The following is a 19,957-nucleotide window of genomic DNA, read 5'->3' as shown; positions in this document are numbered from 1 at the left end:
AGGCCCCCAAGCTGCCTGGTAAACCCGGGTGCGAGGGGGCCTTTCGCGTGTTCCGCGCCACCCCGAGGCGCCGAAATGGCGGTCGGCACGGGCCGACCGGGGTTGTCCTGAGGTAAGTTGCCGAGAGCGCGACGAGCAACATTCGGGCCACAACGCTATCGCGAGCCGACTTCCTCTTGCCAGGATGGGAGAGGCCAGGGGTAGGTTCACGGAGTGTCGTCCCCTGGGCGCAGGGTACCGGAGCGCTGACCCATTTGGGTGAAGTACGCCGTGCCAGTGACCGAAAGGGGCCTCCCAACCGTCACAGGGAAGGGACTCAGTCGTTCAACGACTGGGAAGGGAGAGAAGGGTAGCGACGATGCGCAACGACCACGTCACGCTCCGCTCAACGGCGGTGTTCGACCTGCTGGCACCACGAACACCCGCGGTGCCGGTGAAGGTCGAGCTGCGTTACGACACCCGCGACCCGTACGCGGTTGTCGCAGCCTTCCGCACCGGCCGCGCGGGCTGGGTGGAGTGGGTGTTCGCCCGGGACCTGCTGGCCGACGGCCTGATCGCGGAAGCCGGCAACGGCGACGTGCGAATCCGCCCCGCGGTCGACGACCCCGAGGTGGTTGTGATCGAGCTGAGCTCGCCGTCCGGCCACGCGGTGTTCGAGGCGTCGGCCCAGGAGCTCGCGGATTTCCTTGACCGGACCTATGACGTCGTGGTGCCCGGCAACGAGCACCTGTGGGTGGATGTCGACGAGGCGCTGACACATTTGATCTCCACCGACCTGACCTGAGCCTTCACCGCAAGGCAACCCCCGGTTTGATGGTGGCGCAGGGGGTCCGATAGAGTTTCGCTCGCACCACGGGGGACGGGATCTTCCTGGAACAACGTGGGTTTCGCGGACGTGGCGCAGCTGGTAGCGCATCACCTTGCCAAGGTGAGGGTCGCGGGTTCGAATCCCGTCGTCCGCTCGAAGAGGGGTCGGTCTGCCCAGGACCGAATCCTGGCCCCTCGGTCCGAGCCTGGCGCCCTGTAAGGGATACGCTCGGGCAACCGGCGGAGTGGCCGAGTGGCTTAGGCAAGGGCCTGCAAAGCCCTGTACGCGGGTTCGATTCCCGCCTCCGCCTCGGGCGATTAGCTCAGTGGGAGAGCACTACCTTGACACGGTAGGGGTCACTGGTTCAATCCCAGTATCGCCCACCAGGAATATACCCTGGTCAGACAGCCTGTTGGTGATCATCACCAGCGGGCTGTTTCTGCGTTGTGGGAGCAAATTGGGAGCAACTGATCTTGACCACACTTGCGCCCAGGTAGTGGTCACCCAGATCCGTGCGCCCAAACTGCTCCCACCGCCGCTGCAGACCGTCGACCATGGCGGCGACCATGGGTGGGGTGACGTGCGAGTAGATCCCGGACACGCCCTTCAGCCGGTGCCCCATGCGACGATGCCGCAGCACGTCCGGAACATGGTCCTCGATCAACCACGTGTTGTGCGTGTGACGCAGATCATGGAAATGCAGGCCGGGTGCGATCGGCTCCCAGTCGCGCTTCGTGTCGCCGGCGACGGCTGGCAGCCAGACCCGTCGCCGGAAGTTCGCCCGCCGATGCCACCCGCCCTCCGCAGCGGTGAACAGATACCGCGTCCCGGGATGTGACGCGCGCAACTCGAGGAGTAGCTCGACCAGGAATGGCGGCAGGTGCACGGTGCGGACGCTGGCTTTAGTCTTCGGTGGCCCGAGCGACAACGTCCCGCCCACCTCGTGCAGCGCCCCATCCTTGCTGTCGATGCTCAGTTGGCCGCTATCCAGGTCGACCCGGCGCCACTGCAGACCAGCGAGTTCACCCCACCGCATCCCGCCATACGCGGCCATGATCATCATCACCCGGTCCACCAACCTGGCGCGCCCCGCGATCAACGCCACCTGCCCCGCAGTCGCGATAGGGCGCTCATCCCCGGCACCGGTGTTGATCCGCAACCGACGACACGGGTTCGCTCCGATCAGCCCCTCGTCGACGGCTTCGTTCATGATCGTCGAGAACAGGGACACCACGTCCTGCACGGTCGGTTCCGCCAACGACCGACGCAGCGACTTCACCCACGCCTTCACCGTCATCCGCCCGATCTCACCCAACTCGGCCTCGCCGAAACGGGGCAGGATGTGGTTCCGCAGATGCGAGTCATACTTCGCCCACGTCCCCGCACCCACATCGTGCGCATCCGACCACCGCCGAACCCACTCCCCCACACACGTCTGAGCCAACCGCGGATCCACAAACACCCCAGTCCGCTGCTCAGACTCCACATCAGCCGCCCGATCACACGCCACCCGATACGAGCTGAACCCCGTCTCGGACGGCACACTCCCATCCGGCAACCGATACCGGACCCGAAACCCCGACCCATGCTTCTCAACCCACGCCATCCAGCATCACTCCTTCGTCGAAACAGGACACGCCCCGGCCAAACCCACAGGGCACAGCACCATGGACGCTCCGTACACCCCAGAGAGCAAGCCCGTATGTGGTCACACCCGCCCATCAGATGAACCCGACCAGCCGTGATCCCGAGATGGGCGAACGCGTCGAGGCGCTGCACCTCTGGCCGAACGGGCACCGTCAGCCACGATCGCCTCAAGATCCGCCCACGAAAACCGCAAATGCTTACCCACAAAACAACACGGCACCCGACCCTCCCCAGCCCGACGCCGCAACCACGACTCCCGCACCTGCAACACCTCAGCCGCCTGCCCCGGCGTCAACAACAACACCTCGTCCACCACAACACCTCCGAACACCCGCCAACCGGACACACCTGAACTCCGGAAAATCGGGCTCACGGGGACACCGACAAGCAAACTTCCTCAGACAAGGCATCCCGTCGACCCACAACCCCTGGAGGCGGGATCCAGCCAAAGGCGCAGGCGACCTCACCCGACCCACACCCGCCGCGACCATCACCGCCATCAGATAAATCTGACACGGACAGGTCACAATCGTCGCTCATGCCGCGACCGGTCTGTCGGGCGGATGCCACGAGCGTTGATGATGTTGAGTTGCGGTTGGCGGCGTCGGCCTACCTGGGCACGCCGACCGCGTCCTGGTGGTGGCTTCCGAGGATCCGGGCAACCGGGGACGGCAACGGCCCGAACACCATGACCCAGCCGTTTCGGTCCGAAGCCGCGCTCCTGCGGCAACTCGTCGACACCGCGGGGCAGCCGCTACGCCCCGCGGGGCGAGCGCCGGTAACGAGGACCGAAAACTGGGGCCCTGCTGGCGGTATCTTGAAGCAATGTCGACCTGGAGACGCGCCACCGCTGCCGCGATGTCGGTCCTGCTCGCGACCGGTATCGGATTCCTCACTAATGTGCTCACGACGCGATGGAACGTCGCCGTCGCGGTTGCATTGGGTGCGTTGATCGTTCTCGGTTGTGCTACCCAGGTATACCTCACGTTGGAGAATCGGCGAAAAAGCACCGCAGGAAGCAGAACTTCCGGTCAGAAGGCATCGGCCAGGGGTGGCGGCGTCGTGGTCCAGGCAGGCCGCGACGTCTTCAATTCAGGCAATCTGCGGGCGTACTCCAGTCGACCAAACAAGGCGAGAAATGCCGATGGATGAGCCCGGCGCTAGCCAGCGCGCCGTCGCAAAGTCTGGCTCCACGGTTCTCCAGGCCGGGCGCGATGTCATATCCGGCAACGTGTTCGTCGGCCGGTTCGCCCGGCTACGCGACGTCTGGCTTGACCCGGCTCCCGTGTTCGACGAGGTCGACGTCGACCACTTTGTCGGGAGGAAGTGGCTGATCGACGCGATCGAGAAATTCATGCGCGCCCGGGACCGAGGATATGTCATCGTCGAGGCGCCGGCCGGCCTGGGGAAGACTGCGTTCGCCGCGTGGCTGGCCCGCCGACACAGCTGGCCGTGCCACTTCACCAGGCGGCGCAAGGGACGATTGTCGGCTGTGGCGCTGCGCAACCTCGCCGCGCAGCTCATCGCCCGCTACGACCTCGCGGAGCAGTTCGCCCCGGGTGGCATGATGCCGGAGACGGCAGGCGAGCCGGGGTGGTTCGATCATGTGCTGCGCGCGGCCCGCGCCGCTGCGCCCGGGGAGCGGATCGTGCTCGTCGTCGACGGCCTGGACGAGGCGGAAAACGTCGACGGCGACCTCCCGCTGGGCCTACCGAACTCGCTTCCCGCCGGCGTGTTCCTGATCATCACCTGCCGTGTCGGCACCAATCTGTCCGCGCTTCGACAACCGTGGACGGCGCTCTCGATCGAGGCCGAGGACCGCCGCAACACCAACGACCTGCGGCGCTACCTCGTGGCGACGACGCGGGAGCCATCACTGGCCGTGCTGCTTGACGCAAACGGGATGTCCGCCGATCTCTTCGCGAGGCGGTTGGCGGCCCAGTGTGGCGGCGTGTGGGTCTACTTGCGCTATGTGTTGGACGAGTTGCGGCTCGGCCTGCGCTCGGTCAGCGACCTGGACCGCCTCCCGGCCGACCTGGTGCACTACTACCTCGAGAGTCTCAGTGCCTCGTCGGACCGGGCTGGGTGGACTGAACTGCGGCTGCCCGTGCTGGCGACGCTGGCCGCGATCGCCGAGCCGGTTCCGATGGCCGCCCTTACCGGGCTGGCCGGGCTGCTCGACACAAGCGCGGTCGCGGACCTGTGCCACGGCCGCCTGCGCCCCTTCCTCACGACGACCACGGTCGGCAACGATGTGTTGTACGGGATCTACCATGCGAGCCTTCGCGAGTTCATGACGAACGGCCCATCCGAACACCACCTGGACACGCTGCGCACTACAACTCGCGAGCTCGCCACCGCGACCCGCCGGGCTCACGGCAGCATCGCGAACCGGTATCTCGCGGAGTTCGGCGAGCTTGCGAACGACCTGCCCACACTCAGCGATGACCTCGACCTCGCCGCGATGGACAGGCAGTACGCACGCCGGCACCTGGCCTTCCACCTCGAGCACGCGGGCCGCACCGACGACCTGCACCGGTTGCTGGCCATAGAGCACGACACACCCCGGCATGGACCGCGCAACCTCTGGTTCGACGTGCACGACCAAGCCGGACAACTCAGCGAGTACCTCGACGACCTCCGGCGGGCCTGCCGGCTGGCCGCGCAGGACACCGACGCACAGCTCCAGGCCGGTGCGCTGGCCACCGACCTCGGCCGCGAACTGCATTACGCCGTCATCATTGCCACGGTCACAGCCCTGACCGCGCACGTGCCCGTCCCACTGCTCGTGCGCATGGTCGCGACCGGGCAATGGACCGCCGCCCGCGGTGCCGAGCACGCGAGGAACCTCCATGACCCGGGAACGCGTGCGCACGCACTCACCGACTTGCTCGGCCTCCTACCGCCCGCCGAACGACCGGCGGTCGCCGCGGAGGCCCTGGCCGCAGCGCGCGCCTCCGTTGACGGTGCGGAACGGATCTGGCTGCTCCGCCGCCTGCGACCGAACCTCGGCGCCGAGGACCGGCAGCACGTCCTGGCCGAAATGCACGACGCCGCTGACGCGATCCCCGAGGCAGCCGCACGCGCGACCGCCCTGTTCGAGGTGGGCCTGGACCTCCCGGAGCCACATCAGCGACAAGTCCTCTCTCATGCCGTCACCATCGCGACCGGAATCGCCGACACCGCCGCGCGGGCCGAGGTGCTCGCCACGATCGCCCGGCGCACGCCCGACTTCCTCACCGGCCAGGTGCTCGACGCCGTAGCCACCGTCAAAGACGGCGAAGTCAGGGCGTACGTGCTGGTCGTCCTGGCACCCCGACTCCCCCGTTACCGGCTACCGGACGCCCTCGCCGTCGTCAGAGGGATCGAGCAGCCTGACTTCAGGTCGTGGGCCATCGGCGTGCTCGCGGGGACGTGGCCGGCGGAGGAGCACGACCTCGTCGCCGAGGCCGAGCGAGACGCCCGCGCAGCCGAGGAGCCCGGCGACCGCGCGTGGGCACTGTGTCTGGTCGCTGACGTCGTCGACGATCGACAGCACCGGGCGACGCTGCTGGAGAGCGCCCTCGCCGATGCCCGCGAAGTCGACCTCAAAACTTCCCTACGCGCGTGTCGGCTGACCGAGATCGCGAACCGCCTGGACGACGTCGCCGTCCGCGAAGAAGCGCTGAACACGGTGCGTGCCACCACACACGCCCCAACCCGCTGCCGGCTGCTGCACCAGTTGGCGACCATGGTCGACGAGCCGCAAGTCCGGGACGCGATGCTCGTCGAGGTCCTCGGCGAGGTGCGACAGCTGGGCAACGACTACGTCGTCGAACTCCTCGCGGAAATGGCCCCAACCCTGCCGGCCACATTGTTTCCCCAAGTCCTGGAGGTCGTGGGGGCGCTCTCCGACCAGTATCAGCGGGGCTGGATCCTCGGCGTGATCACCGAACACCTCCCGGCCGCACTCGTGACCGAGGCCGTTGCGGCCGCACGTTCGGTCAGCCACGAGTTCGGCAGGGCACAACTCCTCGGCGAGATCGCGGCCCGCCTCCCCCAAGACCCGGGCCAGTACGCTGAGGAGGCACTCGCCTCCGCCGAGGCCATCACGAGCACCTACTTCCGCGCACTCGCGTGCGCCGACCTCGCCATCAACCAACCCAACCGGCGAGAGCATCTCTTCGCACGCGCGTTAGCCATTGCCAGGACAGCGGAGGGCTTCCCACGGATCAGGCTGATGAAGAGGTTGGCTGTGCACGTCGAGCCAGGCGTACTCGTCGAACTCAGGTCGGAAGCACTGACCGCGGCACGCTCGATGCGCGACCCATTGGACCGGGCACAGGCGCTGGCACTGCTCATACCCCACCTATCCGGACAACTGCGTGCCGAGGTCATGTCCGAGGCCGTCGCTGCCACTCTCGACATGACACCCGAGTACCAGCGCGGAGCTATGTTGGGCCTTCTTGCAGGATTGAGCACCGGTGCCCAGCGGACGTCGCTTCTGAACAAGGCATTGACGACGCTCGAGCACATGCCGACCGCTGGTCCGCCGATCGCGAAATTCGCCCGACGGGCTGCCCGCCTCGCGCGCCTCCTGCCCCAGCGCCTGGTGCTGGGCCTCATCACCAGGTTTCTCGAAGCCAACGTCGACGAAGTGGCACGAACCACCGCAACGGCCAAGGCAGCACCGATCATCCGCAGATTCCCGGAGAAACTCATCGCCGACGGCATCGAGGCGCTCCACACCCTGCCCGCCAGCATCAACATCACTGCGGAACTCGCCGCGATCGCCATTTACCTGCCACCGTCCCTTCGCGACCGGGCGCTTACCGAGGCATTGACACTCGCCCGGGAAACCCGGGCTGCCCGCCGCAGGGCGTTGCAACAGGCCCAGCACGTCCGCACCACAGCCCCCGAAGACGATCTCGCGCTCCTGCGCCGGTGCGTCGAGAACGTCGAACTCAACGACTGCCTCAGCATTCTCGCCGCCGCCGTACCCACCGTTCACGAACTCGCCGACGACCGGACACTGCACTCCCTGGTCCAGTCAATCCGGACCGTCGAGCGGTGGTGGTACCAGCGCACGAACACAAACCGCCTCTCGACGGTGCCCTGACTCGGCCTAGCCTCAATGCCACTGAATTAGGCTGTCCTGACTGGTCGCTCAGGGTCTATCCCGTGATCGTTTGACAGACCCCTGGGGTGAGGCTCAGGGCTGCCGGCGTGTGGGGCCCTGACAGATGCCGCGTGGCGATACCGTGTTCGGTGTCTGGTCACTGACGTAGGGGGTCCAGAACAGGCCGTTTCGTCCAGTTGGTACGGGAGGGTATTGGTGACGAGGGTTATCGTGGTTCACCACCCGGAGCGTGTTGTCTTGGACGTGGTGTTCGTCCATGGGCTGGACGGTGATGGACGTGGGACGTGGTCGCGGAAGGACGCGGAGTCCTTCTGGCCGGAGTGGTTGGCCACTGACCTCGCCGAGGTCGCGGTCTTTACCGTTGGCTACGACGCCTGGTCGAGTGGTTGGCGTGGTCGGTCGATGCCGATGCAGGACCGGGCGGTCAACCTGATGGCTCAGCTGCAGAATCACGGGATCGGCCAACGGCCGCTGTGCTTCGTCACGCACAGTATGGGCGGATTGCTGGTCAAGGAGATTCTTCTGCACGCTGCCGAGTGCCGTACCGAGTTCGCCGCGTTCGCGGAGGCCGCCAAGGGCGTCGTTTTCCTTGCCACTCCACACACCGGCGCAGGCCTCGCGAAGGCTGTCAAAGCGCTCGGGGTCCTCTACCGGGGAAGCCCTGCCGTCGACGATCTGGAGCGCAACAAGCCTTACTTGCGGCATCTCAACGACCGCTACCGGAATTGGGTCGACGACGTCAAGATCGGCAATCTGGTGTTCTTCGAGACTCGGGCCACCAAAGGTCTGCGTGTGGTCGACGAGATGTCAGCCAATCCGGGTCTGGCCCGGGTCACCCCCATTGGCGTGGATGCCAACCATGTCGACATCTGCAAACCTGTGGACCCGCAGTCACTCGTCTACGGCCAGGTCAAAAGATTCGTCAGCTCGTTGTGCGACACTCTCGGCCACCCAGGACCAGCCAAGGCGGATACCGATGCCACATCAGTGGCCGGCTGGCGCCAATCACCCGGGTTCTCCCCAGCCATCCGATCACTGATGCACGCTCAGGTCCAGGCGGCACTGGAACTTCCCTACCGGCTGCCGGGGGCTCGGAGGCCGTCCCTGGCGACCGTCTACGTGCGGCAGGACCTGGGCAGCGGGGTGGAGGAGCCCCAGTCGGAGCAGCCCAGACCCACCCCGATCCTCGACGACCGCGGGCGGATCGTGGACCTGCCCGATGCGCCGAAGGTCCGGGTCGCGGTTCGGCCGCCAGCTCGCACCGTGCGTGACGCGCTGGACAGCGACCGGCATCTGGTGGTCGCGGGTGGTCCTGGCCAGGGCAAGTCCACGTTGTCTCTGCGTCTGGCCGCGGACATCGCGAATCGATGGCACGGACCGGCCGACGCGGACGTGCCCCTCACCGAACCAGTGGTCCCGCTGCGGCTCACCGCCCGTGAGCTGGCCACTCGGCTGGAGCTCCCGTTCGCGCAGGCGCTCGCGGAGAGCGCGCGCGTCGAGTACGGCGCGCTACTCCGTGTACCGCTCGACGCGTCCACGCTCAGTGACCGGGTCGATGGTTGTCCTTGGCTCGTGTTGGTGGACGGTCTCGACGAGGTTGCCAACGCCGCGGAACGCGACCGTTTGGTGTCGGTGCTGTCCGCGTGGGCATCGGAATCGCCGGACTCCCCCTACCGGGTCGTGGTGACCACCCGGCCAATCGAGGGTGCCGCGCTCGCTCCCTTGCAGCGCATCGGGGCTGCGCGCTACGAGCTGCAGCCGTTCGACGAGGATGCGCTTCGGCACTTCGCCGAGAGCTGGTTCGGCGACGTCGGGGTAAGCACTGCGGATAGGTTTCTCCGCGAGGTCCGGGAGGCGCACCTCGATGAGCTGGTCAAGGTGCCGCTGCTGGCCACGATCGCAGCGATCGTCTTCGAGCAGTACGGGGACCGGCCGCTGCCGGACAATCAGTACGAGCTCTACGAGGCGTACCTGTCTTACCTGGCTCCAGCGCGTGCCGACGTATCGGAGCTGTTCGGCCATCATCGGACGCCGTTGCTAGAGCACCTGGGACGGGTTCGGCTGGAGTCCGACGCCTCACTCGTGGCGGCGGCCCATGACTGGGTGCTGGTGAACATTCCCTCGCGGGAGCTCGTGATGGGCTGGCAAGACGTGTTGACCACGTTCCTCGCCTCAACGGGCCCGTTGGTGATCCGCAGCGACGACCTGTCGTTCCTGCACCACAGCTTTGCCGAACATCTCGCCGCCACCGCGATAGCCCGGGGTCTGCCGGAACGGTTCTCCCCTGATGACGACGGTTTCGCGACCTACCTGCACACGGGCCAGGTGAAGGAATCTGGCCGGCATGCCAGGGCGGTGCTGCTGCACTACACGCGCCTGCGGCCCAATGAGGCGGACCGGGTGATGCGGTGGATGCACGTCGGCACCCCCGACCAGCACCTGCTCGCGGCGCGGCTGCTCGCACGCCACATCCCGGCAAGCACCGGCGCGGTGGACGAGTTTCTGGAGACGGTCCGCGGCTGGGCCATGACCAGTCAGGACACCGGCAAGGAGATCCTGCGCCAAGCCTGCCGCGCCGCACACCACCCGGGGCTGGACCGCTGGCTGTTCGACCTCATGCGGAACACAGACACGCCTTGGTACTCCAGGATCGAGACCGCCACAGCCTTGGTCACCCGGTTGCGCAGCACCCACACAGTGGCGGCGGCCACCCTACTCCGTACGGTCGTGGACGACATCGAGGTGCCGGTCGGCCATCGGCTCAAGGCCGCCGAGGCCCTCGCTGACAGTCGGGCCGACGAGTGCGGCTCCGCTGAACGGGGTTTGCGGGCAGTTTTGGACGACCCGCTGGCCTCCGGTGCCCACTGCCGGACCGCCGCCGTGGTTCTCTCAGCGCTCGGGCCCCGCGCCCGAGCGAACGCGGTGGAAGCACTGTCACGGCTGGTGTCTGACCCAGCGACCCCCACAGTCGACCTCGTCGAGGCGGCCACCGGACTCGTGGAGATCGACATCGAGTTCCACGAAGGTTGTGCCGAGGTCTTCCTAGGTGTGCTGAACGACCAGGTGGATAGCATAAGAGGCCGGCGGGACGCCGCGCTCGGCCTCTCTTCGCTGGGACCTCAACACCAGGCGGAGGCCGTCACCGCGTTGGTGGCACTGATCACCAATCACCGCTTCGCTCATACCCAACGTGCGGTCATGGCGAGAGCGCTCGGTGAGCTTGGCCCCCAACACCGACTCGCCGCTGGTGAACAGATCATCGACATGCTGGCCACCCCCGGGGTCAGTCCGCTCGAACGTGCCCACTGCGCGACCCACCTCGCCGAACTCGGGACCGAGTTCAAGGAACACGCGATCTACCAGCTGCGATCGGTCTTGAGAGATCCGGACGCCAACGAATACGACGTCCTGTCGGCGGCTCGGTATCTTGCTGGGATCGGTCCGGAGTATCGGACCGAGTCGATGGTTACGATGTGGAAGACACAGTCCAATCCGCTGGCTGGTGCGGTGACTCGTTTCGAGGCGCTTGCTGACATCGTTCGCGTAGGCGACCTGGAGAACCGACAACAAGCCGTAGATCTGCTGCGTGCAGTGCTGGCTGATTGCGCCGCGGACCCGATGAAACGTTGCAAAGCGGCCGAACACCTTGTAGACGCGGGACCTGAGTTCCACACCGAGGCAGCTGTGCACCTGCAGGCCCTGGCGACCAGCCATTACGACCCAGAGGTGGCCGCGCACGCGTGGACGGAGCTGCTCAAACTCGGCTCAGCCTACCGCGAGCAGGCTTTCGCGAACCTGCTCGAGTTTTTGCGGTCAACGGACTTCGGTCGCGGTCTCCCCTACAGCGCCATCGTCGCATTCGCCTCGTCGAACGCCGAACAGACGGAACTAGCCGCAAGTGCGCTGGTTCTCGCTCTGACCGATAAGACACGAACGCTGAGAACCCGGATCACAGCCAGCAACTGCCTGCTTATTCTCGGGCGGAACTTCCACCAATGCGCAGTCGCTGGAATGCGCGACCTCCTCCGCGCGACGGAGTCCGCCGACATGGACTTCCCTTTCGCAGTACAGGCCTTCACCAACGCGGGCACCGGCCCTCGCGCGGAACTCGCCGAACTCCTACGCGACGTCATCCTCGATCCACCTTCTCCTTCCACAAGGAAATGGCAGGCGGTGAAAGGGCTCGGTTTGCTCGGGTTCACACTCGACCCGAACCTGGTCCCGATGCTCTGCGCGATCGTCGCCGATCCATCGGTCAAGCTGAAAACCCGTCACGAGGCCGCGGTCGTCCTGGCAAGAACGTCACCCGAGCACCTCCCAGCAGCCACCGAAGCGATCCTCAGGGTCGACGACAAGCTCGCGTTTCAGGACTGGGTATCCGCTGTCGTCGAACTCATCCACCTCGGGGCGAACGTGGAGCCAAGGCTGCGCGCCATACTCGAGGATCACGACACCATACTTGAAACCCGCAGAGCCGCAGCCACAATGCTCATCGCACTCGACTCCGACTCGACAGAGACCGCCCATGCGGAACTACTGACCCAAGCCGAGGATCAGACCCTGGGATCCTACCAGCGCTCGGAAAGCTGGCAGGGCCTCGACCGCTCTCATCGTACCGACCTTCCACGCAGATCACTCACGTACCACCAGGAGGTGTTCGAGGACGAACACGAGAGCGTCACCAATCGAATAATCGCAGCTGGTCATCTCGCCAGACTCGATACTGCCCGCACAGACCAAACACTTGCCTTTCTATACCGGATCACCGAAGACCAAGGAACACCGACCGATGATCGCCGGTACAGCGCCGAATGGATAGACCATCTGAAGTCACGTATGTTCAACGCCGCCGACCCGCAGCTGCCCGCGCTCCTGCGTGATCCCCGAACCAGGCCGTCCGATCGGCAACGACTAATCACACGACTCCCCCGGCAGCATCGCACCGAGGCCGAACGCGACCTGCTGATGAACCGGTCAATTCCTATCAACGACAGGATGCCTAAGCGCGACATCTGGGACGACCTGCCACTCCAAACCGAGGCCGAAGAGGAAGCCCGCGCAGCCCTCACGGCGATTGAGTCTCCACCAGCGGAGCGAGTCGCCGCCGCAGCAACCCTCGCGACCCTGTCGTGGCGGTTGATCCCCGAGTCGGTCCGTCTGCTGAAGCAATTCGCCCACGACGGGTTCGCCGCACACCGTGCTAGACGGGAGCTGTCAGGCCTGGGGCAGGAGGCCAGACGGTACGTTCTCACCTGGGCTGAGGACCAGGTTCGGGGCGAGACTGCACCACGGCGCGCCCGCTACCGCGCTGCCCGTCTTGCCATGGACCTCACAACGGATCCGCCACCCGTCGTGTCCAGCTATCTCCGGCAGAGGATCCAGGACGAACACACCTCTGACCAGGACAAGGTGGAAGCGCTCTTCGCGCTAAGACGCGTCGCCGGCCTGAATGCCCTCCGTGCCGTACGCGACGACGAACGGCGATCACCGGTCACCCGCTGGCAAGCAGCGGCGAAGCTCCTCAATCGGAGCACCGAGGACCGCACCACCGCAATCCGACTATTCCATGAGATCGCCGCAGACACCACCCTTCGACCAGCTCTACGTTGGCGCGTCGCAGAGTCCCTCTCCCAACTCGGCCGCGCCGGACGCGACCGCGCCGCGATCGTCCTCCGCTCCATGACCCTCGACACCACGCTGCCCACCACCTCACGTGCGCAAGCAGCCCGAGTACTCAGCGACACCATGCCAAGCGCACGCCGTGACATGCTCAAGATGCTGCGCGGTATGGCAGCAGAGACACCACTACACCGCAGACAAGTACTACTCGCCGCCGGAGCTGTCGACACGTCCGCCGCGACCACGGAACTCATCGCCACGGCGGACAAGGACGGCATCAGCGCGCTAGCGCGGCTCCGCTGCGCCGAAGCACTGATCCATCTCAGGAGTGACCATCGCGAAACCGCAGCAAAGGTGGCTCGCTCCGTCGCTCACGACACGTCCGTCGCGACACATATCCGCAGGCACGCCGCATGCGACCTCGCACGCTGGAGCGACCTGTGCCGCGCGGAAGCCCAAGAGCTGATACGCACGCTAACCACAGCGAGCGAGATCAGCCGCACTTGCCACGAGTCCATCCCATACCTAGGGGACTTCACCCCGGACGTTGGACACGGGGTTATGCGGCGTGGGTCAGCTTAGCCGGTGTTGGTAGCAGGCTGTTCTCGTAGTCGATCGGGGACATCCGGCCGGAGGTGTGAGTGGCGTCGTCAGGTGTTGCAGCGGTGCGCCCAACCGAACACCGCAAGCCGTGCTTCCTTGTCACTGCCCCAACTCTTGGGTGCCTTGGAGAGTCTCGCGTTTGAAGGAGGCGTTGAGGCTTTCGGCGGCGGCGTTGTCCGCGGAGCTACCGACCGCGCCCATGGACCGGGTCACTCCGGCGGCGCGGCAGGCGTCGACGAAGGCCCTGGCGCCGTAGTGGGCTCCATGGTCGCTGTGGAAGATCGTCCCGGCCAGGCTGCCGCGTGTCCGCTCGGCCGCGTGCAGGGCGTTGAGGACGAGGTCGACGCGCCTATGGTCAGCCACGGCCCAGCCGACCAGTCGACGCGAGCACAGGTCCATCACCGTGGCCAGGTAGAGGAACGTGCCGTCGGCGATCGGCAAGTAGGTGATGTCGTCGACGTAGTGGGTGTTCGGTGTCTGGGCGGTGAAGTCGCGTCCGAGCAAGTCGGGGGCCTTGACCCCTGCTGGGTCGACGAGGGTGGTGCGGTGCCGGCAGCGCAGCCGCAGCCCGACCAGGCCGATCCCGCGCATGACCCGGGCGACGCGCTTGTGGTTGACCACCTGCCCCATGTCGTGCAGTTCGGCGGTGATCCGCGGGACGCCGTAAGGTGCCCGCCGACTCGCGGTGGATCACCCGGATACGAGCGGCCAAGCGCGCGTCGTCCGCAACACGGGCAGCCCGCTCGGGCGCGGTGGCCTTCCAGTGGTAGTAGCTGGACCGGGCGACACCGATGACCTGGCACATCCGCTTCACGCCATGGTGGCGCTGGTGATCGTCAACGAACTGGAAGCGTTCACCAGCGCGTCTCCCCGGCGAAATACTTGGCCGCCTTGCGCAGGATGTCGCGCTCCTCCTCCAACTCGCGGATCCGCCTGCGCAGCGCGGCGTTCTCGTCCTCCGGCGAGGACGGCGCCGAGGCGCTCACGGTCGGTGCCCCGGTGCGCTGCGCGTCATCAAGGCGGATCCAGTTGCGCAGCGTCTCGAGGTTGATCCTGAGATCGTCGGCCACCGAGCTAACCGTCACGTCGGGGCAGGACCGGTAGAGCGCGACCGCCTCGGTCCGGAACTCCAGCGGGTAGTGCTTCATCACCATCTGAACGGGACTCCTGTCCACCCGGATCGTCCGGATCCACGTGTGTCTGGTGTCCAACATCCAGGGTCAAGTCCCGTCCGTTGTGCGAGATGAATCTGCCCAACACCCCGAACCGTTACTACCGATCACCGCACGTGGCCATACAGAACGCGGAATACTCCGAGCAGGGCCCATTTTTCAAACTGATGATCTAAACCCGGACCTGCGTCCCTGCATTCGGACGACTCTCGGCTCCCCATTCATTGGAGTTTCATTCATAGACGGCCACTGCCTGCCTGGTTCGAGCACCCGGAGCTCGCCCGCGTGGATGGCGGCCAGGTATGCGGTGATCTCGCGACGTTGAGACCAGCCGCGAGTAGTCCGCCGCGCACGTGCCGGATGGTCGCCGCCTCCAGCCGGTCGCAGGCCAGTCCGCCGACCGGGAACGAACCAGCTGCGGCGACCTCCACCAACCAGCCTCGCGCAACCAACGCCCGCGACAGGGTCCAGCCGTAGCGCGGGTGCACGCCCCAGCGGGACAGCTGGGGTCCGTCGTGCCACTCGGGTGTAGCCGTACTTTCAGTGATGCGTGGTGGGCGACGGCGGTCATTTCGATGGTCCAGGCGTCGATGGTGCTCTGGTCGCCTGACGTGTCGAGGACGCGGCCGAGGAACAAGCGAGTGTGCGGGTTTCACTCGATCGGTCGAGCGTGTGTCCCGGGGTCTGTCCCGGTTGCTGTCCCGTGTGCCTGTTGATGCTGGTTGTCATGCGAAATGGTCGATGGGTACTGAGTCCGATCGGGCGTCACGGGGTGCCGTGGCTGACCCGTACGGGGTGCAAGCAGGTGCTGGTCATGATGGATCAGATCGTGGCGGGCACGCGGTTGCTGGATGTGTTGCCGCTGCTGGAGCCGGACCACCGGGTGCAGACGGTGTTTACGGTGCCGGAGCCGCCGGAGTTCTGGAGAGCCAGCCACGATTTCGTGGAGGCGCAGGGTGGTGTGGTGCTTCCGTGGTCGCAGGCGCGGCATGAGCGGTTCGACTTGGCGATCGCGGGTGGCCAGTTCGGCATCGATGAGGTGGATGCGCCGGTCATGTTGGTGCCGCACGGGTACGGGTTCGGTCAGTATCGGCTCCGTCCGCGTACTTGTGGTGATGATCGGGAGTTGGTGATGAACCTGGACCGTGAGCGGTTGATGCGGGACGGGCGGGTTCGCGCCGAGGCGATCGTGTTGATCCACGATGCCGAGCGGGAGGTGCTTGCACGCACGTGCCCGCCGGCGTTGCCGCACGCGGTCGTGGCGGGCAACATCGCCTTCGATCGGCTGCTGACCAGTCGGGGTGAGCGTGCGCGCTACCGCGAGGCGTTGCAGGTAGACGAGCGGCGCAAGCTCGTCGTGGTCAGTTCCACCTGGACTTCGCAGTCGGCGTTTGGTCGTCACCCGGACTTGTTTGAGCGGATCATGCGCGAACTGCCGCCGGAGGACTACCGGGTGGTGGGGCTGCTCCACCCGAATATCTGGTCTCATCACGGTCATCGGCAGGTGCGGGCGTGGTTGCAGGATTGCCTTCGGGCTGGGTTGGGGCTGGTGCCTCCGGAGGAGGGGTGGCAGGCGGCGCTGATCGCCGCGGACTTCGTGATCGGCGACTACGGTTCCGTGACCGGCTACGCTGCGGGGCTGGGCGCGCCGGTGTTGCTGGCCGCAGAGCCGGACGATGCGCCGTTGGAGGGCAGCCCCTCGGCGGCGCTGTTCGACACCGCGCCGCGGTGGGAGCCATGCCGGGCCTTGGTACCGCAGCTGGAGGAGTTGGCGGCGCGCCACACCCTGGACACTCATGCCGAGGTTCGCCGCCGGTTGACTTCGCGTCCTGGCCAGGCAGCGACCCTTCTACGGCGGACGATGTATCGGCTTCTTGGCCTGTCCGAGCCCGCCCAGCCGGCACGGGTGGCCCCGGTCGCGGTGCCGAGGCTGATCCCGTGACCAGCCACAGGCGGGTGTTCCCGCCGCCCCACCAGGGGACAGTGGGGCGGTTCGTGCTGGCCTGCGCGGGCGATCTCCGTGTGGAGTCTGTGGCTGATGTCGTCGTCCATGTCGCGCAACCGCGTCTGGCCGACGCGCGAGCTGTGCTGGTGGCCACCCTGTGTCGGCTGCCCGGCCTGGGGTTGGCCGCGGTCACCTACGGCGGCGATCACTGTCTTCTGGCGACCCCGAGCGGGGAGACGGTGTCGGTGCGAGGCGCGTCGGTGGTGGCGTGGGCCGTGGCGGGCTATCTGCGGATGCTGGCGCGTGGACGGCTGGCCGAGGCCCGCTCAGCCGGAGGTGGCCTGGTCGAGGGCGGCGAGGCGAGCGTGGATGCGTTCCTGCTGCGGGCCGTCGAGATCGCGACACAGCACCAATGCCTCGGACAGATACCGACGGGCGGAGTCGAGGTCGCCGTGGTCGTGACTGATCTCCCCGTAGGCAATCAGCACGTCCGCGTGGAAGATCGCCGAACCTAGCCCGGACAGCACCTCCAGCGCCTGGGCCAGACGGCTTTCCGCTTGGTCGCGGTGTCCGGCGCGGGAATCGACCCGCGCCAGACTGATCAACACCTGCGCTTCGTCTCGGGGGTCGGACTGTGCGGCGAAAACGACACGTGCCTGCTCCAGGTGCGCGGCGGCCTCGGCATCTCGCCCGGCGCCGAGCAGTACCTCGCCGATGCGCCGGTGCCGCAGCGCCACGCCACGGTCGATGCCCAACTCCTGCTCGATCAGCAAACTCCGGGTGAGGTACTCCAGGGCGCCCTCGATGTCCCCGAGTCCTTCGGCAGCAAGCCCCAACTGCTGTAGCGCAACGGACTCGTTGCGACGGTCACTCGCCTGACCGGCAAGCACCCTAGCGTGTTCTGACTCGTGCCGGGCCTCGTCGAAACGGCCCAGGTCCAGATAGGCGCGGCCCAGTTGGCACCGTAGGCGGGATTCGGCCACCGCGTTCCCGCATCGCCGGGCCGCCTCGATCCCCACCGCATGGGAGGCGATCCACTCCCGGTAGTGCCTGCGGAACACGAACAGTTCCCACAGCGCCTCGCACACCTGCCAGGCCAACTCATCCCATCCCCGCTGGGCCGCGTCTGTGAGCACGGCCAAGACGTTGGGCAACTGGGCATCCAGCCACTCCACCGCCTCCTGGCGGCTGGCGAACAGCGCGGGCGCGTCCCGGTACTGCTCGCACACGGTCGCAACCCGCCAGCGGATCGGGATCACCATCATGTTCGCCCTGGTCATCCTGTGCAGGAACCAGTCACCGATCCGCCGCCGTGCCGCCTCACGCTCTCCGTCAGCGTGGGCGCGGGCGTGCAGCCGGACCAAGTCGTGGAACCGGTAGCGATCCGGCCCGATCTCCTCCAACAGGTTGACGTCCACCAGCTCCTGCAGCCCATCCTCGGCCTCATCCTCGCTGGTCAGTGCCGCCGCAGCGGCGACTCCGGCGGCGAAGTCCGGTCCCGGATGCTCGCTGGCCAACCGGTACAGCCGCGCCACCCCACCGGGCAGCGTCTGATACGACAGATCGAAAGCCGCGCTCACCGACACCTCCCCACGACTGGACAAGCGGGCAAGCCGCTGGCGCTCGTCGGTCAACTCGGCCACCACACGCGCCACCGCCCACCGCGGACGCGCCGCCAGCCGTGCACCGGCCACCGACAACGCGATCGGCAACCCCCCGCACAACGACGCCAACTCCCGCAACTCCGACGACTGGTCGGCGGCGCGCTGCCGACCGATCGAGCGGGACAGCAACTCCACCGCCTGCGTCGACGGCAACGGCGCCACCTCCACAAACCGCGAGCCGTCACCGTTGAGCCCTTCCAACCGCACCCGGCTGGTCACCACCACCATGCACCGCGCCGACGCCGGCAGCAGCACCCGCACCTGCGCCGCCGACAGCGCGTTATCCAACACCAACACCAACCGCTTGCCCGCGGTCATCGACCGGAACATCGTGGCCTGCTCGGACAACTCCACCGGAACCCGATCCGGAGCCAGACCCAGCGCACGCAGAAAACGTCCCAGGATCACCTCCGGATGCACGGCCCCTTCGGTCGAATAGCCCTGCAAGTCCGCATAAAGTTGACCATCCGGGTACCGATCAGCATTTCTCGCCGCCCAGGCCACCGCCAAGGCCGTCTTGCCCACACCCCCCGGACCGGTCAACACAGCAAGACCCGCCAACCCGGCCGCACCGGAAACAGCGGCCGCCTCATCCAACACCGCCAATTCCGCCACCCGATTCGTGAAATGCGCAGCCACCGGCGGCAATTGCCGAAGAACAGATGGCACCCACGACTCAGCGGCGCCAAAGCGCACATCACCGTAAATGACCCCAGCCTGCACCACAGGCCCCGACACCGTACCCGCGAGACCATTCGTGACCACCGGGCCCGCACAGCCACTCCTGTCATCGTCGATCCCGATCGTCACCACCTCCTCGCGCCTTCACCAAAGCCAACCTCCTGCCCAGCCAAGCACACATGACCGCCCGCCAACACCAACAACGGCAGCCCCACAAACCGGACAGCGGAAGCAGCACCCGCACGAGTAGGAACGGCAGCACACCACTCGGCACGACGCATCAGGAATCATCGAGACCTGCCAGCAGTTCCCGCACCTCGTCAACCTCCGCGCGCGTCCCAGCATCGGAAAACTGAGCCCACACCGTCAACGCCTCACCCCACCACCGCCGCGCCTCCGCACGTTCACCCCGCGCTACACACACCTCCCCCAACGCCCGCAACACCTTTCCCTCCCAAAACCCGTCCTCAACCTCACCGAACACCACCAACGCCTCGCGGTGAACCTCCATCGCCTCGTCGAACCGCCGCAACGCCCGGTAGACGACGCCGAGGTTGGTCAACGTCTCGCCTTCGCCGTGCCGGTCGCCGACCTCCCGGCGAATCGGTAGGGTTTGGTTGTGGCAGGCGATGGCCTCGTCGAACCGCCGCAACTCGCGGTAGACGACGCCGAGGTTGTTCAACGTCTGGCCTTCGCCGT

8 protein-coding genes, 3 tRNA genes and 1 pseudogene are annotated in these 19,957 nt (G+C 66.6%); 7 read left to right on the top strand and 5 right to left on the bottom strand.

Annotated features, from left to right (window positions below; translation table 11 throughout):
* Window positions 1-358: 358 nt before the first annotated feature.
* The 4 genes from ACYVIP_RS13975 to ACYVIP_RS13960 all read left to right on the top strand — a co-directional run bounded on the left by ACYVIP_RS13975 (window position 359) and on the right by ACYVIP_RS13960 (window position 1,194).
* Window positions 359-784 (top strand): SsgA family sporulation/cell division regulator, encoded by a 426-nt coding sequence (locus tag ACYVIP_RS13975; RefSeq protein ID WP_075123646.1) that lies wholly within the window; start codon window positions 359-361, stop codon window positions 782-784.
* A gap of 105 nt (window positions 785-889) precedes the next feature.
* Window positions 890-962: transfer RNA gene (locus ACYVIP_RS13970), tRNA-Gly, on the top strand.
* Between the two features lie 84 nt (window positions 963-1,046).
* Window positions 1,047-1,118, top strand: a tRNA-Cys gene (locus tag ACYVIP_RS13965).
* Window position 1,119: 1 nt separating this feature from the next.
* Window positions 1,120-1,194 (top strand) — tRNA-Val (locus ACYVIP_RS13960).
* A gap of 14 nt (window positions 1,195-1,208) precedes the next feature.
* Here ACYVIP_RS13960 and ACYVIP_RS13955 read toward each other — a convergent pair.
* Entirely contained in the window at window positions 1,209-2,414 is a 1,206-nt protein-coding gene (locus ACYVIP_RS13955; protein ID WP_460396041.1) for a tyrosine-type recombinase/integrase, read from the bottom strand.
* A 102-nt stretch (window positions 2,415-2,516) separates the two neighbouring features.
* Window positions 2,517-2,759, bottom strand: coding sequence for a helix-turn-helix domain-containing protein (locus ACYVIP_RS13950; RefSeq protein ID WP_460396384.1), 243 nt, complete (start codon window positions 2,757-2,759; stop codon window positions 2,517-2,519).
* Between the two features lie 840 nt (window positions 2,760-3,599).
* Here ACYVIP_RS13950 and ACYVIP_RS13945 point away from each other — a divergent pair.
* Together ACYVIP_RS13945 and ACYVIP_RS13940 are read left to right on the top strand one after the other, a co-directional pair.
* A complete protein-coding gene (locus ACYVIP_RS13945) occupies window positions 3,600-7,553 on the top strand; it encodes a P-loop NTPase family protein (protein ID WP_460396039.1) in 3,954 nt (1,317 codons plus the stop codon).
* A gap of 264 nt (window positions 7,554-7,817) precedes the next feature.
* On the top strand, window positions 7,818-13,775 hold the full coding sequence (locus ACYVIP_RS13940) for an NACHT domain-containing protein (RefSeq protein WP_460396382.1): 5,958 nt from the start codon (window positions 7,818-7,820) through the stop codon (window positions 13,773-13,775).
* On the opposite strand, the pseudogene ACYVIP_RS13935 reads toward ACYVIP_RS13940, so the two are convergent.
* Window positions 13,753-14,950 (bottom strand): annotated as a pseudogene (locus ACYVIP_RS13935) (IS3 family transposase). The gene ACYVIP_RS13940 and the pseudogene ACYVIP_RS13935 sit on opposite strands and share 23 nt — an antisense overlap.
* Before the next feature lie 823 nt (window positions 14,951-15,773).
* Between ACYVIP_RS13935 and ACYVIP_RS13930 the strand changes: the two are divergent.
* Window positions 15,774-16,910: a hypothetical protein gene (locus ACYVIP_RS13930; RefSeq protein WP_460396037.1), complete on the top strand. Its 1,137-nt coding sequence runs from the start codon at window positions 15,774-15,776 to the stop codon at window positions 16,908-16,910.
* Between the two features lie 329 nt (window positions 16,911-17,239).
* Here ACYVIP_RS13930 and ACYVIP_RS13925 read toward each other — a convergent pair whose 3' ends face one another.
* Window positions 17,240-19,387, bottom strand: a complete 2,148-nt coding sequence (locus ACYVIP_RS13925; protein ID WP_460396035.1) for an ATP-binding protein — start codon at window positions 19,385-19,387, stop codon at window positions 17,240-17,242.
* A 151-nt stretch (window positions 19,388-19,538) separates the two neighbouring features.
* Window positions 19,539-19,957 (bottom strand): tetratricopeptide repeat protein (locus ACYVIP_RS13920; RefSeq protein WP_460396033.1); only part of this gene is annotated, 419 nt, incomplete at its 5' end.

Source organism: Actinophytocola sediminis (assembly GCF_054779715.1).
This window is presented reverse-complemented; position numbering and strand designations above follow the sequence as displayed.